The organism is Solibacillus sp. FSL R5-0449, assembly GCF_037975215.1.
GTDB lineage: Bacteria > Bacillota > Bacilli > Bacillales_A > Planococcaceae > Solibacillus.
The window spans coordinates 1355055-1369744 of record NZ_CP150239.1 but is presented as its reverse complement, the minus strand read 5'-3'; the positions used below and the strand labels follow the sequence as shown (position 1 = coordinate 1369744).

Sequence of the window (14690 nt, the reverse complement as noted above, 5' to 3'; positions counted from 1 at the left end):
GCTATTTCCTTATAATTGTGAAGAATGAACTTGGGACAGATTCCGGACAAAATCCGAGAACTTTTCTTCTTCCTCAATAAACGGGTTATGGTTACTTTTTGCAAAGGTCGTCAAAGTCGCATTCGCTAGCAAATCCGCCGCTTCCACTGCAAATTCATATGGACATTGCGCATCGTATAACCCGCCGTATATATAGGCTTTCGTTTTCACTGTCGGTAATTGCGGTCGCAAATCGAAGTCTTGGAGCTCTTTATACGAAAAATAATCCAGTCTTTTTGAAACGGTTTTCCCGCTGCTTGGCCGGCTTATCATATTTTCATAGCTTTGTTCTTTATATAGCGACATAAGCGCCCATTCTTTAGAGCCCGCTCTTCTTTGCTCGATTGTTGATGATGGATCGCGCAGCATCGCTAAAATCTCAAGAATCCTTTTATTGTTAGGATTTTCCTTGCAGTAGATGCTCGCAGGGTGATGCATATATTCTGCAGAAGCACAAAGTCCGCCAGCTACGATAAATTCCACGCTTTCCGGATGCAAAATCGCATAATTTAATGCAAGCATTCCCCCTGTTGAATGCCCCGCAAAGCCCCATGCATTATAATCCAATGCTGTTCGTATTGCCTCCAGATCCGCTACACTATCCTGCATGCCATAGTTAGAGACAGACACATCATCCGTTGATTTTCCGCAGCCACGTAAATTCACTAAATGCACTTTATAATACGGGACAAACATTTCCGCAAACCGATTGCCATTTGCATTAAATTCGCTGTATAAATGTGTCACACAGAGCGGTTTCCCCTCGCCTTTTGTAAAAACTTCAAAAACTCCTCGCGTTGTTTCAATTAGCTGCTGTTCCCACATAGTCCCACTCCTTATTTTTCCAATATTCTAATAAATTTTCGCATAGATAATGAGGGGATACAATGAGTATTTATATCTTTAGAGGATTTATAAGCACTTAAATCACCATTAAGTCCGTTTAAATTACATTCTTTCAGGTGATTGGATGCCTAGTAATTTCAAACCATCCTTTAATACGGTTGCTACTGCAAAACATAGCTGTAAACGGTTTTCACGTTGTTGATCTTCTACTAATATTTTTGTATTTGCATAATATTTGTTGAACATCCGTGCTAAATGCAATACATATTTCGCAATTAAGGATGGATCCACTTGTTCAAAACTGTCTATAACTACTTGAGGATATTGTTGCAACAGCAAAATGACAGCCCAAGCCGAATCTTCTAATTCTTCTACGGGTATTTCCTTGTCCGCTTTATACTTTGCTTTATCTAAAATGGAATGAATCCGGGCATGAGTATATTGTACATATGGCCCTGTTTCGCCTTCGAAATTCAACATTTGAGGTAATGAAAATTCAATATCGTTTAAGCGAAAGTTTTTTAAATCATTAAATATTACCGCGCCAATGCCTACTTGCTCAGCTACATTTTGTTTATTATTTAAAGTTGGATTTTTTTCCTCTATATTTCTTGACGCTGTATCCACCGCTTCCTTTAATACACCCTTCAATAAAATGACTCTACCTTTACGAGTCGACATCTTTTTTCCGTCTTTCAGTATCATTCCAAATGGTACATGCTTCAGATTTTCCGCCCATGGATAGCCCATTTTCGAAATGACTTGAAACACTTGTTTAAAATGCAGTGTTTGCTCATTCCCTACTACATAGAAAACTTTGGCTGGTTCATAACGCTTCTTTCTATAAAATGCTGCGGCTAAGTCACGTGTCGCATATAATGTTGCCCCGTCCTGCTTAGTTATTAAACAAGGCGGCATGTCTTCAAGCTCCACAACATTTGCGCCATGCGACTCTTTAAGTAATTGCTTCTTATTTAATTCCTCAACAATAGGCTGCATTTTATCATTATAAAAAGCTTCCCCCTCATAAGAATCAAACGCAATATGGAGCTGATCATAAATCTGCTTAAATTCTTGTAAAGAAGCACCTTTAAACCAATTCCATAATTCCAATGCCTCCGGATCCTGATCTTCGAGCGCTTTAAAAGCAGATCTCGCTTGCTCATTTAGATTGTCATTTGATTCCGCTTCATCATGGAACTTCACGTAAAGTTTTAAAAGCGCTTCGATAGGTGCTTGTTCAACACACTCTTTTTCTCCCCATAGCCGAAATGCCACAATCAATTTACCAAATTGGGTACCCCAGTCGCCAAGATGATTTACCCGGACAACGTTGTACCCGTTTTTTTCTGCAATATTTGCAAGGGCATTGCCAATAACTGTAGAACGAAGATGCCCCATGGAGAATGGTTTTGCAATATTCGGTGATGAAAAATCGATTACAATGTTTTTATGTTTTGATTGTTGTTGGCCGTATGCTTCTGGAGCTGACATAATCTTGGTAATGACGCTTCTTGTCACTTGCAGCTTATTTAAAAATAGATTTATATAGCCGCCAACTACTTGCACTTCCTGTATAAGTTCATTTTTAATTCTGTCGCCTATTTCCCGAGCGATCATATTCGGGGCTTTCTTTAATATTTTGGCAAGCGTAAAGCATGGAAAAGCTACATCCCCTAAATGCTCATACTTTGGCTTTTCCAGTAGTTGTTCAATTTCATCTGTCGTTATAATATTTTGAGGCAAAGCGTCTTGAATTATTGATGCAATACTTTTATACATGTTATCCCCTCCCAATATAAAAAAGCCCCCGTCTCCAAATAGAGACGAGAGCTTCGAATTCCCGTGGTACCACTCTAGTTGCCACAAACGTGACCACTTTCCATTATTAACGAGGTGACTCCCCGGCAGATCCTACTTATGTTCAGACCGCTTCTCCAAAGTGCGCTTCATTTACATATTTTGCACCAGGCTTACACCAATCCCCGGCTCGCTTTCCAAAATATCTGTAAACTACTGTCTTTTTCATCGAATTTAAATTTACTGAATTATATCCATTAAAGGGTATTATTGTCAACAGTGTTTATTAGATAATCTGTGGCCTTTATTAGACAATACAGACTTTATTTTAGAAAATCTGGGGAAATAAATGCAGGCAACTCATGTTTTCCTTTAGTTTAAGGGTGTTCGTTTAACTCATATAGTCTTTATTAGAACAAATGAGACAGATATTAGAAAATGCTTGGGACATATTAGAACAACTGAATGCTTTATTGGAAGATCTCGACCACTTATTTGAACAACTGGCCATTATATTAGAAGATCAGGATTTTATTAGAACTTTTTAAAATATATTAGAACAATCCGCTAGCTTATTAGAAGATTGCACCACACCACACCACTTACCACACTAAGCAGAAATCAAAAAAACTACTGAAAACATTGTCTCAGTAGTTTAATTCAGTAAGCCTTTAGCAGCGGCATAACTTATTTTGATTCATTTCCCTTAGTTTCAGGGATGTTTGAGAAAAACTTGCGTCCAATGAATGTTTGGACAATTAAGAATAACCCTCCGACTGCCCAGTACAGTGGGAGTGCAGCCATCGAAGATAATGAAATAATGACAATCATAATCGGTGATACGTAAATCATCAGTTTCATTTGGTTCTTCTGAGCTTCTGGTACGGTTTGAAGCGATACTTTTGCTTGTATAAAATAAACGATACCTGCAATGGCAGTCATCCAAATATCTGTAGAGCCAAGGTCAAACCATAGGAATGAATGGGTTTTAATTTCGGCCGAATATAAAATCGCATAGTATAAGCCCATAATAATCGGCATTTGTATAAGCGCTGGCAGGCAGCCCATATTTAGCGGATTAATATTATGTTCTTTGTAGAGCGACATCATTTCCTGCTGAACAGTCATTCTTTCTTCCGGAGTTTTTGCTGCTTTTAAACGTGCCTGGATATCTTCCATTTGTGGACGGACCGTATCCATTTTCACTTTCATAGTAGCTTGACTGCGGTAAGTTTTAAGCATAAACGGCATTAATACGAGACGAATAATTAATATAATAGCAATAATAGCCAATCCATAGCTGCCGTTAAATAATTCACCAAATGTGTTTAACGTCCAATCCATTGGACGTACAAATGTTGAATAGAAGAAGCCTTCTTTGTTTTCAACACTTTCACAGCCTGCCAGTAAAAGTGGAACAGTTAGAAGGAAAACACTAAGTTTTAAGTTTTTCATAGTTCACCTGCTCAACAATCTTGTAATTCGTCTATATCTTAAAATATTTTTCGATAAATGAACAGTAATAACTCTTATAAATGTTAAGTTTTTTTAATATGAACGTAATTAAACTTAATATTATTTACATGTTCCACCATAATTATAAACCGTAAATCCATTTTTCTAAATGACTCTCCCCTAAGACTTCTTTAACAGGCTCCCCAATATATCTTCATTATGTGTCCCGGCTTTTACCCCGATTGTCCCGTAAGATGCCTTGAAAAGATTGGACTTAATCGGACAAGCAATCTGTTTTTGTGTAGTTCCATCCGGCTTTTCAATTTCCACAAACATTTCCCGGGCCTTGAAAAGTGGATGGGCAACCGTTTCTTCAAAAGATAATACCGGCTCCACACAAGCATCGACTTCAGAAAAAATAGATTGCCACTCTTCCAATGTCTTTTGCAGGAATGTACTTCCGAGCTGTTCTTTCAGCATTGCCAAATCAGCCGGATTACTACTCATTGCTAATCGGAGTAAATCCGGGGATCCGATTGCCTCACACAACTGCTGCCTGAATTTCGGTTCCAGGCTGCCGACTGAAAGGTACCGGCCATCCAGCGTTTCGTAGTAACCATAGAATGATCCGCCGTTTAAGATCAGCTCTTCACGTGCAAGCGGTTTTCCTTCTCCTAAATGATCATGGGCAAATAAAGCATTTAGCGTTAAAGCACAATCTGTCATACTAATATCCAGATGCTGCCCGATTCCCGTTTTTTCACGGTAAATGACTGCCGACAAAATACCGATTACCGCATGCATGGAACCTCCCGCCAAATCTGCCACCTGAAAACCAATATTAGCTGGTCCGCTTTCTTTTGTTCCTGAATAACCTTGCAGCCCCGCCAACGCGACATAGTTAATATCATGCCCGCCACGTTCACTGTAAGGACCAGTCTGTCCGTAGCCAGTAATGGAGCAGTATATTAAGCCAGGATTGATCGCTTTTAATGAATCATAATCAAGACCAAGTCGTGCCATCACACCGGGCCGGAACTGTTCAACAACAATATCGTATTCCTGTTCCTTTAATAGTTCCTTTATAGAAGCGACAACTTCCGGAGATTTTAAATCGACCGCCAGCGATTTTTTAGAACGCTGCAAATACTCGTCCGGTCCCCACTCCTTACCATCTTCTACCGGTTTTGTGACGTGTACCACTTCTGCTCCGAGATCTGCAAGCATCATTGTCGCAAACGGACCTGGCAATAATGTGGAGAAATCCAATACTTTTAATCCTTTTAACAACATAACCCTCATCCTTCCAAAAATAAATTAAGGCCGTACTGAAAGCTGAACTTTCAACACGGCCCCCAATTGTCCTATTTATTGATTTGTAACTGGCTTTAAAAAATTCGGAGGGCGTTTCTCAAAGAACGCACGGATCCCTTCATTTACTTCCCCTGTAGTAAATGTTTTCGCAAAGGCTTTCCGTTCCACTAATAACCCTTGTTCCAACGGCAATTCTTCTGCAGCCAAAATACTCTCTTTAATGAGGCCGATCGCTCCTACTGCACTTTGAGCAAGCTTATTTGCGAATGCAATTGCCTTTTCTTCCAGCTCTTCCGGGGCAACCGCTTCTGTAATTAAGCCGATTGTCGCAGCTTCTTCAGCTTTTAAACGTTTGCTTAAATACATCAACTCGCGTGCTTTTGCTCCGCCTATTAATCTTGTCATGCGCTGTGTCCCGCCGGCACCCGGCAACAAGCCCAATGATGCTTCTGTTAACCCTATTGTTCCGGCACCCATAATCCGGAAATCGCATGCAAGTACGAATTCACACCCGCCGCCTAATGCATGGCCATTGATTGCAGCAATGGTCGGCACCTTTAAGGCTTCGAGCCGATTGAAAATATCCTGCACATGTTTTGAGCTTTCGGCAAAATCCACGTTTACATTAGAGCTGCCCATTGCCCCCAGGTCAGCACCTGCTATGAAAATCTTCGGGTTGGCCGATTTGAATACAATGGCCCGGATTTCCGGATTTTTCTCGACTTCTTCAATTAGTTGCAATAAATCCTGTTGAATTCCTGCATTTAATGTATTGGCTGGCGGGTTATTAATTGTTACGACATGGACGCCATAATCTAATTTCTCTATCGTCATTGTTTCAAGGTTCATCCGTTATCCTCCTTATCTTGGGGCCATGCGAATCGCACCGTCGAGTCGAATCGTTTCACCGTTTAACATCGGGTTTTCAAAAATGGCCTTTACTAAATGTGCATATTCATCCGCTTCACCTAAACGCGGTGGGAAAGGAATTTGTTTTCCTAACGCTTCCTTAAGGGCTTCAGGTGCACTGTTCATTAAAGGTGTATCGAAAATACCCGGAGCAATCGTCATAACCCGAATACCGTGGCTTGCCAAATCCCTTGCAATCGGCAATGTCATCCCTACAATGCCGCTTTTAGAAGCAGAATAGGCAGCCTGGCCGATTTGCCCATCGAATGCCGCTACAGAAGCTGTATTCACGATAACCCCGCGCTCCCCGTGTTCATTCGGTTCATTTGTCATCATGGCAGCTGCCGCTAAACGGATGACATTAAACGTACCAACCAGATTTACTTGAATAATAAAGTTAAATTCATCTAATGGAAAAATACCCTTTCTGCCTACTACACGTGTCGATGTACCAAGACCGGCACAGTTTACAACACCTTGAATCGAACCGTACTTTTCTACAGCACCGTCGATTGCTGTCTGTACATCTTCTTCCTTCACAACGTTCGTTTTAAAAAACAGGCCATTTATTTCATCAGCTACCGCCTGACCCTTTTCTTCATTTAAATCCAGTATGACCGGATAGCCTCCAGCAGCTGCAATCTTTCGTGCAGTCGCTTCACCTAAACCGGATCCTCCACCCGTAACGATAATTGCCTTTTGGTCAAAATTCATTTATTAATCCCTCCCTATTCATGTTCAATCGTTAACCTGTTTGCCATTGCTGGGCATTCGCATTTGCGCCTCGTCCATAACAGCAGAATCTGCGTTCTAGTTCATGTACTGAAGTTTAAGAACTTCGACCAACCGACCGCTTCTTATTTAGGCAATGCGTTCTTGTCCAAGTTTTTCAGCGCCGTCTTTAAAATTTTACCTGTTCCCGATTTCGGAATTTCTTCGATAAAACTCACATAATCCGGCACTTTGTATTCGGCAAGTTTCACTTTGCAGTAGTCCCGAATATCTTCTTCTGTAAGCTCGGAATCTTTCGATACGACATACGCAACCGTTTTTTCACCAAAAACCGGGTCCGGTCTGCCGATGACAGAACATTCTACAATAGCAGGATGCTGGTACAGCATTTCCTCTATTTCCCTTGGGTAAATATTAAATCCACCGCGGATGATAATGTCCTTTTTACGGTCTACGATAAAGTGATAGCCTTCTTCATCGCGGTACGCCATATCCCCTGTATACAACCAGCCGTCCCTGATTGTATTTGCAGTCTCGTCAGGCTTTTTGTAATAGCCTTTCATCATGTTCGGCCCTCTAAATAAAATTTCTCCTACTTCATGATCGGCTACTTCATTTCCTTCCGGATCGACCAGCTTTAAATCGATGCCCGGTAACGGCATGCCGACAGAGTTGACTTTTTTCGGTAAGCTGCGGTGTGTTGTCAACAGCATGACCGTACTTTCCGTTAAACCGTACCCTTCTGAAATACTGACACCGAACGATTCATTCGTCTTATGCAATAGCTCTGCCGGTAAGCTTGCACCACCTGAACCGGCTGTGCGTAATTTCGAGAAATCCAGCTGTTCGACTAAATGTGGAACTTGGGCAAAAAAGGCATACATTGTCGGTACACCTAAAAATATTGTAATTTCATGTTCGGCAATCGCTTTTAATGTTTCTACTGGATGGAACCGTTCCTCTAAATAAATTGCACAACCGTGAGCAATCGGTGCAAGGAAGCCCTGAAGTTTTGCATAAGCATGGAACAATGGTAATACACATAGTACACGGTCACTCGGAACTAACTGATTGTAGACGGCTGCTGTTATGGCCATCCAGTTTAGATTTCCGTGTGTAATCATGGCGCCTTTCGGATTTCCGGTCGTTCCGGAAGTATAAATAATTTGTGCGACTTCAGATTCATGGAGGGGTACAATTTCTGAAATAGAAGCGGATGTGTCCAGATGATGCCAAGATAGAAATTGTTCATCAGCCGTATCACTGTAATTAATAATTGCTTTGACCGATTTCAATTGAGCCATTGCGTTTTCGATAACCGGTTTACACACATCTTCAATTATTAATAGTTCAACTTCAGAATCGTTAAGGATATACGTAACTTCCTGCTCTTTGAATGTCGGGTTGATCGGAACGACCGTACCTCCATTCGCTAAAATAGCAAAATACGTAATAATATATTCCGGGCGATTCGTCATCATTAATGCTATATTTGTACCTTTTGTGACACCTTGTTCTTTTAAACCTGCGGCGACTTTGTAAACCTTATCTTGCAATTCTTTATAAGTAAGCTGAGCCCCTTTGAAGTGGATGACAGGTTGATCTGGTAAACGAGACGTTGTTGAAGTAAGCAATTCAACAATATTCATAATGTAACCTCCTACTTTCAAATTATCGATCAAAGGAAAGGAGGATTCCCCCTCTCCTCAAGAGCGCTTCCTTTAAATTAAATACTTACTTTTGAACTGATTACTTCTTTAGAAACGTTTACAATGATGTCATCCGGAATACGGAAACTTAAAGACGACGGATCGTTTTGTACAGCAGGCACAAGTTGCGGAATATCCGCCGCATCAATATTAAACTCGTCAAAGCTTGGCGGCAGATTTACTGCATTTCTTAAATCGACAATTACATTGATGCACTCATCCAGTGTTTCTTGCGGATTCTCAGCATTCGGGATGACCCCTAATGCTGAAGCAAATGCATTCACTTTCGGTAAGTACATGTTCGGCATGTTTTTCATTACACTCGGCATGAGAACTGCATTTGCCAAACCATGTGGAATTCCGTATTTCGCACCATACGTATGGGCGATATTGTGGATTGGTATATTGGCCATCGCCGCCTGGAAGCTTGTGATCGCCATCGCACTTGCCTGAAGCATATTGGCACGGGCTGCAACATTCTTTCCATCATGCACTGCTGTAGTTAAATTTTCGACGATGATTTTTGCAGCATGCAGCGCAAAAGCATCGGAAAAATTCGTGGCCTTTGTTGAGAAGAATCCTTCTACCGCATGTGTCAGTGCATCCATACCGGTAAATGCTGTTACTCGTGGCGGTAAACCGACCGTTAAATCAGGATCTAAAACCGCGATGTCGGAACTTAAATACGGATTCATCAAGTTACATTTCAAGTTCAGCAATTCATTGAACACTACAGAAATACTGGAAATTTCAGCACCTGTTCCGGCTGTTGTCGGAATCGAAATATGCGGAATACCGAATGGCTTAGCTTCAGGCCATACTTCCAAAACATTCCCGGTTAAAGTATATTCGACTTGGTTCACACCATTATAAAGAGCCCATTTAATTGTTTTGGCAGTATCTAAAACACTGCCTCCGCCAATCGCAATGATGGAGTCGCCATTGCATTCTTTAAAATATTTCAGACCTCTATTAATATTGCTTGATTTCGCATCTTGCTGAATATCATCAAACACACCCGCAAGCTTTATACCGGGCACCATGTCAAATAAGCTTTTGATTTTTTGTGTTAATCCAGCATCCGTTAGTCCTTTATCCGAAAAAAGAACAGGGCGCTTTCCGCCTAAACCTTGAATTAAATCCGGAACTAAAATATGTGAACCTGCACCACTTCGGATTTCAGGGCGATGCGTGAACTCAAAATAGGAAGTCGTTTTCATCGTATCTCTCCATTCGTTTTTCGATTAAAAGATTAAACCTAAAGCTGGGCGCTGCGCGTTTTCTGTTGTTAAGGACGTGCAAATATTTTTAAGCTCCGTGTAGTCATCAAACACTTGAGCTCCCTGCTCCCGACCTAAACCACTTTGCTTATAGCCGCCGAATGGAGCATCCGTACGGAAAATATGCCAGTCATTGATCCAGACTGTACCCGCATTAATTTTTGTCGCAATTTCATTTGCTTTCGTCACATCACGACCCCAGACACCGCCTGATAACCCGTATTCCGTATCATTGGCGATGGCAATTGCCTCTTCTTCAGTTGAGTATTTAAGCACGCATAATACCGGACCAAAGATTTCTTCTCTCGCAATCTTCATATCGTTCGTTACATCTGCGAAGATCGTCGGCTCGATGAAATATCCGTTCTCCAGCCCTGGACCTGTTGCCCGATTACCACCGCATACAAGTCTTGCCCCTTCATCAATGCCAGACTGAATATAATCGAGGATTTTATTCATCTGTGATTCAGAGATAACCGGCCCCATTCCCGTTGTCATATCTAGTGGCTGACCGAGTTTAATTTTCTTCGATGTTTCAACTAGTTGTTGCACGACGATATCATAAATGGATTCATGGACGATAAGGCGTGTACTCGCTTCACACACTTGCCCTGAATGGAAAAACACACCGAGCAGAATTCCCGGAATTGCCACTTCAAGATCTACATCCGGAAGTACGATTGCAGGCGCTTTTCCCCCAAGTTCAAGCGTCACTTTCTTTACCGTGCCTGCAGCTTGCGCCATAATTTTTCTGCCTACTTCAGTGGATCCAGTGAACGCCACTTTCGATACATCCGGATGCGTGACAAGGGCATCCCCTACTTCAGCTCCCGGACCAGTGATGACATTGATTACCCCTGGTGGAATACCGGCTTCAACTGCTAATTGTGCAAGCTTCAATGTACCTAATGGTGTATTGGAAGCCGGCTTAATAATGATCGAGTTCCCCATCGCGATTGCCGGTGCGATTTTCCACATCGCTAAAACTAACGGGAAGTTAAATGGCGTGATTGCCGCTACTACACCGAGTGGTTCACGAACAAGCAGGCTTCGGTTCGGACCGAGCTGCTCATTAACAGGAAGCGCTGTTACAGCTTCATATTTCAACGATAAATCCGCTGTTTGAGTAAGTGAAAGGATTAACTGTCGAATATCCGCGCCACCTAATTTTCGCAGTGTCGCCCCCGTACTAATCCCCTCCAGGAAAATAATCTCCTGGGCATGCTCCCTGATTTTCCCCGCGAATTGCAGCATGATCTGTGCACGTTCAGCCTGCGTTTTTCCAGACCATACACCTGATTCAAATACTTCTTTCGCATTTTGAACCGCCTTGTTCACATCATCCTGATTCCCTTTTGAAACTTTCGCCACAACTTCTGATGTAGCCGGATTGATCACATCAAAAAATTCACCTGAAGCAGGTGGTGTCCATTCACCATTGATAAATTGCGGAAAGACCTTTACTTGTACGTCTGTCGTCATCTTTCATCCCCCTTTAAATAGCAAACTGTCTCTTTACAGCGTCTGAATGATTATTTCCTATACTTCCTCTAAAGCAATATCCGTATTGTAGATTTCTTCCAATGTCTTTCCTTTTGCCCGTGAAAGAACTGTCAGACGTGCCTGCAATTGTTTCATTGCAAATTCCATCGACTTTCCTCGTTCGATTCCAAGACTTGTTACTTCTTCTTTTCTTTCCGTTAACATCATTGCAATCGGTAACAGCTCCTGCAGTCTTTGTTGCACGCGTTCAAACAGCTCAAGTTCAGGATTTTCACTGATGAGGCGCTGAATAAGGAATGTGCCGAAACCAATATGACGTCCCTCGTCACGCTTTACATTTCGAATTCCGGAAATAAATCCCGGGAACAGATTTGATTTTGAGAGTGCTTCATGGAAGAACCAGTATCCTGTTTCAGCCAAAACACCTTCCGCGAAAATATTGTAAGTAACCGCTGCATCGATCATCGCTTCCGGTGATTGATCATCAATCAATTTGCCCATCACTGCAGGCAATTTTTCATCAAATAGCTTCCGGTAGCCTGGTGAAAGTAAATGCGTCAAATCTTCCGTTACGCCGATTTCTTCCAGGAACAGACTGAAAAATTCAGCATGCTTCGCTTCTTCAAAAAGGAATGTTGTTAAATACGATTCCTCTTCGAACCACCCTTTTTTGGAAACCGCCATAATCATCGGTAAAATATCTTGTGTGACCGCTTCTTCACCGCCGATAAATTGAGCAAACTGTGTAAGTACTTCTAATTGTTGCTCATCACTTAATTTCTTCCAGTCTTCTTTATCCTGTGTAAAATCGATATCTACCGGATTCCAGATTCCGAATTTTTTTGCTTTCTGGTACAAGTTATAAGGTAGTGAATTTTTGTTGATTTCCTGTTTCGTCGTTACATATTCTCTCATTGCTAGTTCCCCCTTAATTTTTGTTCGCTTCATCCATAACTGCTTGAGTATGAAAGAGATTCTCCTGTAAAATTGCAGTCAACATCACAAATTTTACGTAACGAAACATCTCCATAGAACAAACGTAAAAGTAATTATTTTTTCACCTCAAAAAACGCCTTCACTTTTACTTCCACATCTTCATTGACCGCTTCCGCCTCACAAATCCAGCAAGCTTCATTTTCATCAACAATTCGGCCTTGAACCGTTATTCTTTCTCCCGGCCTTGTCATTGCTTTGAATCTCGTTGTGAATTTCTTCAAATCCTTCACTTCAAACCATTGTCCAATTGCCTGTCCGACAAAACCCATCACCAGCATGCCATGTGCAATGACCCCGCCTAAATCTGCTGCATCAGCAAATGGGACAACGGTATGGATCGGGTTGAAATCGCCGGATGCACCCGCATATCGAACGAGTTGTGTATGTGTTATTTCATCCTTCTGTAAAGGTTCCAGTGTCTGGCCAACTTCCATAAAATGACCCCCCTAATGCCTTTCGATAATCGTAGATCGGCTGATTAAAATCGTTTCACCTTGTTTGTCCATGTAGTCCTTGCGTATAACAAAGAAGTTCATCGCCGCTTTTGTATACGCTTTTTCAATTACACCATGTACGGTAATTTCTTCATCTGGAACGATTTCCCTGAAATATTCATACTCCTGCTCACCATGGAGAACTTTTTTCATATTTAAATTCAATAGTTCGGACGAAGAGGCACCCCCACCCCAGAAGTCGATCACTGTTGGGAATGTCGGTGGTACTGCTTCTCCGTTCAAATACTCCTCTTTTAAATCGCCAATCGCTTGTGCCAATTCTCTGATTTTTCCTTTTTCAACTCGAAAGGTGTAGGATTCTAATTTCAGGCCAACTTTTTCCTTAAGCCCTGTACTCAAAAAAATCACCTCCTTCAACTTCATTTATCTATATTTTCAGATAATTTAAAATATGTTAATTCATCGTTGCTGACGGTGCTTTCTTCATATAGTCTTTATGAATTTGAGCAGCAATGATGTTTTTTTGAATTTCGGATGTACCTTCATATATTTTTGTAATACGGGCATCCCGGTAGAATCTTTCAACAGGAAAATCTTTCATATAGCCGAGACCACCATGGATTTGAACAGCTTTATCCGCAATGCGATTATAAATTTCCGAACCTAAAAGCTTTGCCATCGCTGCCTCTTTCATGACATTCAACCCCTGGTCCACCATCCATGCTACTCGGTACGTAAAGGATCGTAATGTCTCGATATCCAAAGCCATTTCCGCCAAGTAATGCTGAATGATTTGCTGTTCAAAAATTGGTTTACCGAACTGTTCACGCTCATGCGCATATTTGACGGATAACTCAAATAGCTTTTGGGACGAACCTAAGTTTCTCGCTGCGAGGCCTGCACGTCCATTTGCCAAAATGGTTAAAGCATTAACGTAACCTAATCCTTCTTCACCAAGCACATTTTCGACCGGAACTTCACAATCCTCAAAGAAAATTTCAGAAGAATGGGATCCGCGAAGTCCCATTTTTTCTTCTGTTTTACCGATGATTAAACCGGGAGCGCTTTTATCTACGAGAAATGAAGTGATCCCCTTTGCACCTTTCGATGGATCGGTCGCAGCCATCACTGTAAAAACTCCTGCAATCGGGGCATTTGTAATATATTGCTTTGCACCATTTAGTATATATTTGTCCCCTTTACGAACAGCAGTTGTTTTTAGCGCCGCCGCATGGGAACCGGCAGTCGTTTCGGTTAAAGCAAACGCACCAATGATGTCACCTGAAGCCAAGCGCGGTAAATATTTCCGCTTCTGCTCTTCTGTCCCCAATTCCACAATCCCGACAGACCCAATGCCGGTGTGGGCACCAATTACCGTCATATAACCATTCGATGTGCGCCCGATTTCTTCAAAGAGACTACATTTCCCGACCATATCAATACCCGTACCGCCATATTCAGCAGGGATGCTTAGACCGAATAACCCCATCTCTTTCGACATTTTCATAAGATGTTCTGGAATGCGGTCTTCACGGTCAATCTGGTCTGCAAGTGGATCCACTACATTGTCTATAAAATCCCGGATCGATTTTTTCATTTCAAGTAAATCGGGTGGCAGCTGAAAGTCCATATTTTTTTCTCCCTTCCATTTA

13 protein-coding genes and 1 other annotated feature are annotated in these 14690 nt (G+C 41.7%); all 13 genes read right to left on the bottom strand.

From position 1 onward, the window contains the following. Positions 1-9: 9 nt before the first annotated feature. Positions 10-864 carry an alpha/beta hydrolase gene (locus MKY27_RS06600; protein ID WP_339198776.1) on the bottom strand — a complete coding sequence of 285 codons (855 nt, stop codon included), beginning with the start codon at positions 862-864 and terminating at the stop codon, positions 10-12. A gap of 123 nt (positions 865-987) precedes the next feature. Beyond that, the gene (gene argS / locus MKY27_RS06595) at positions 988-2667 is read right to left on the bottom strand and encodes an arginine--tRNA ligase (protein ID WP_339198774.1); all 1680 of its coding nucleotides are present in this window, start codon (positions 2665-2667) and stop codon (positions 988-990) included. Positions 2668-2704: 37 nt separating this feature from the next. Next, positions 2705-2923, bottom strand: a binding site (T-box leader). Between the two features lie 449 nt (positions 2924-3372). Then, positions 3373-4140 carry a membrane protein insertase YidC gene (gene yidC, locus MKY27_RS06590; protein WP_339198772.1) on the bottom strand — a complete coding sequence of 256 codons (768 nt, stop codon included), beginning with the start codon at positions 4138-4140 and terminating at the stop codon, positions 3373-3375. A gap of 180 nt (positions 4141-4320) precedes the next feature. Next, positions 4321-5433 carry a CaiB/BaiF CoA-transferase family protein gene (locus MKY27_RS06585; protein ID WP_339198770.1) on the bottom strand — a complete coding sequence of 371 codons (1113 nt, stop codon included), beginning with the start codon at positions 5431-5433 and terminating at the stop codon, positions 4321-4323. A gap of 75 nt (positions 5434-5508) precedes the next feature. Next, positions 5509-6303, bottom strand: a complete 795-nt coding sequence (locus MKY27_RS06580) for an enoyl-CoA hydratase/isomerase family protein (RefSeq protein ID WP_339198767.1) — start codon at positions 6301-6303, stop codon at positions 5509-5511. Between the two features lie 12 nt (positions 6304-6315). Continuing rightward, positions 6316-7077 carry a 3-hydroxyacyl-CoA dehydrogenase gene (locus tag MKY27_RS06575; RefSeq protein WP_339198764.1) on the bottom strand — a complete coding sequence of 254 codons (762 nt, stop codon included), beginning with the start codon at positions 7075-7077 and terminating at the stop codon, positions 6316-6318. A 143-nt stretch (positions 7078-7220) separates the two neighbouring features. Beyond that, positions 7221-8744 (bottom strand): long-chain-fatty-acid--CoA ligase, encoded by a 1524-nt coding sequence (locus MKY27_RS06570; protein WP_339198760.1) that lies wholly within the window; start codon positions 8742-8744, stop codon positions 7221-7223. Between the two features lie 77 nt (positions 8745-8821). Beyond that, positions 8822-10024: an iron-containing alcohol dehydrogenase gene (locus MKY27_RS06565; RefSeq protein ID WP_339198758.1), complete on the bottom strand. Its 1203-nt coding sequence runs from the start codon at positions 10022-10024 to the stop codon at positions 8822-8824. A 24-nt stretch (positions 10025-10048) separates the two neighbouring features. Further along, positions 10049-11566, bottom strand: coding sequence for an aldehyde dehydrogenase family protein (locus MKY27_RS06560; RefSeq protein ID WP_339198755.1), 1518 nt, complete (start codon positions 11564-11566; stop codon positions 10049-10051). A 57-nt stretch (positions 11567-11623) separates the two neighbouring features. Next, entirely contained in the window at positions 11624-12535 is a 912-nt protein-coding gene (locus MKY27_RS06555; protein WP_339198753.1) for a R2-like ligand-binding oxidase, read from the bottom strand. Between the two features lie 101 nt (positions 12536-12636). Continuing rightward, positions 12637-13017: a MaoC/PaaZ C-terminal domain-containing protein gene (locus MKY27_RS06550; protein WP_339198750.1), complete on the bottom strand. Its 381-nt coding sequence runs from the start codon at positions 13015-13017 to the stop codon at positions 12637-12639. A 12-nt stretch (positions 13018-13029) separates the two neighbouring features. After that, positions 13030-13446, bottom strand: coding sequence for a MaoC family dehydratase N-terminal domain-containing protein (locus tag MKY27_RS06545; RefSeq protein WP_339198748.1), 417 nt, complete (start codon positions 13444-13446; stop codon positions 13030-13032). Positions 13447-13492: 46 nt separating this feature from the next. Then, complete coding sequence (locus MKY27_RS06540; RefSeq protein ID WP_339198746.1) at positions 13493-14668, bottom strand: acyl-CoA dehydrogenase family protein; 1176 nt, start codon at positions 14666-14668, stop codon at positions 13493-13495. Between the last annotated feature and the right edge of the window lie 22 nt (positions 14669-14690).

Bases quoted from the DNA above. Each gene is read 5' to 3' on its own strand.
- MKY27_RS06600 (WP_339198776.1), bottom strand. From the start codon at position 864: ATGTGGGAACAGCAGCTAATTGAAACAACGCGAGGAGTTTTTGAAGTT.
- argS (WP_339198774.1), bottom strand. From the start codon at position 2,667: ATGTATAAAAGTATTGCATCAATAATTCAAGACGCTTTGCCTCAAAAT.
- yidC (WP_339198772.1), bottom strand. From the start codon at position 4,140: ATGAAAAACTTAAAACTTAGTGTTTTCCTTCTAACTGTTCCACTTTTA.
- MKY27_RS06585 (WP_339198770.1), bottom strand. From the start codon at position 5,433: ATGTTGTTAAAAGGATTAAAAGTATTGGATTTCTCCACATTATTGCCA.
- MKY27_RS06580 (WP_339198767.1), bottom strand. From the start codon at position 6,303: ATGAACCTTGAAACAATGACGATAGAGAAATTAGATTATGGCGTCCAT.
- MKY27_RS06575 (WP_339198764.1), bottom strand. From the start codon at position 7,077: ATGAATTTTGACCAAAAGGCAATTATCGTTACGGGTGGAGGATCCGGT.
- MKY27_RS06570 (WP_339198760.1), bottom strand. From the start codon at position 8,744: ATGAATATTGTTGAATTGCTTACTTCAACAACGTCTCGTTTACCAGAT.
- MKY27_RS06565 (WP_339198758.1), bottom strand. From the start codon at position 10,024: ATGAAAACGACTTCCTATTTTGAGTTCACGCATCGCCCTGAAATCCGA.
- MKY27_RS06560 (WP_339198755.1), bottom strand. From the start codon at position 11,566: ATGACGACAGACGTACAAGTAAAGGTCTTTCCGCAATTTATCAATGGT.
- MKY27_RS06555 (WP_339198753.1), bottom strand. From the start codon at position 12,535: ATGAAGCGAACAAAAATTAAGGGGGAACTAGCAATGAGAGAATATGTA.
- MKY27_RS06550 (WP_339198750.1), bottom strand. From the start codon at position 13,017: ATGGAAGTTGGCCAGACACTGGAACCTTTACAGAAGGATGAAATAACA.
- MKY27_RS06540 (WP_339198746.1), bottom strand. From the start codon at position 14,668: ATGGACTTTCAGCTGCCACCCGATTTACTTGAAATGAAAAAATCGATC.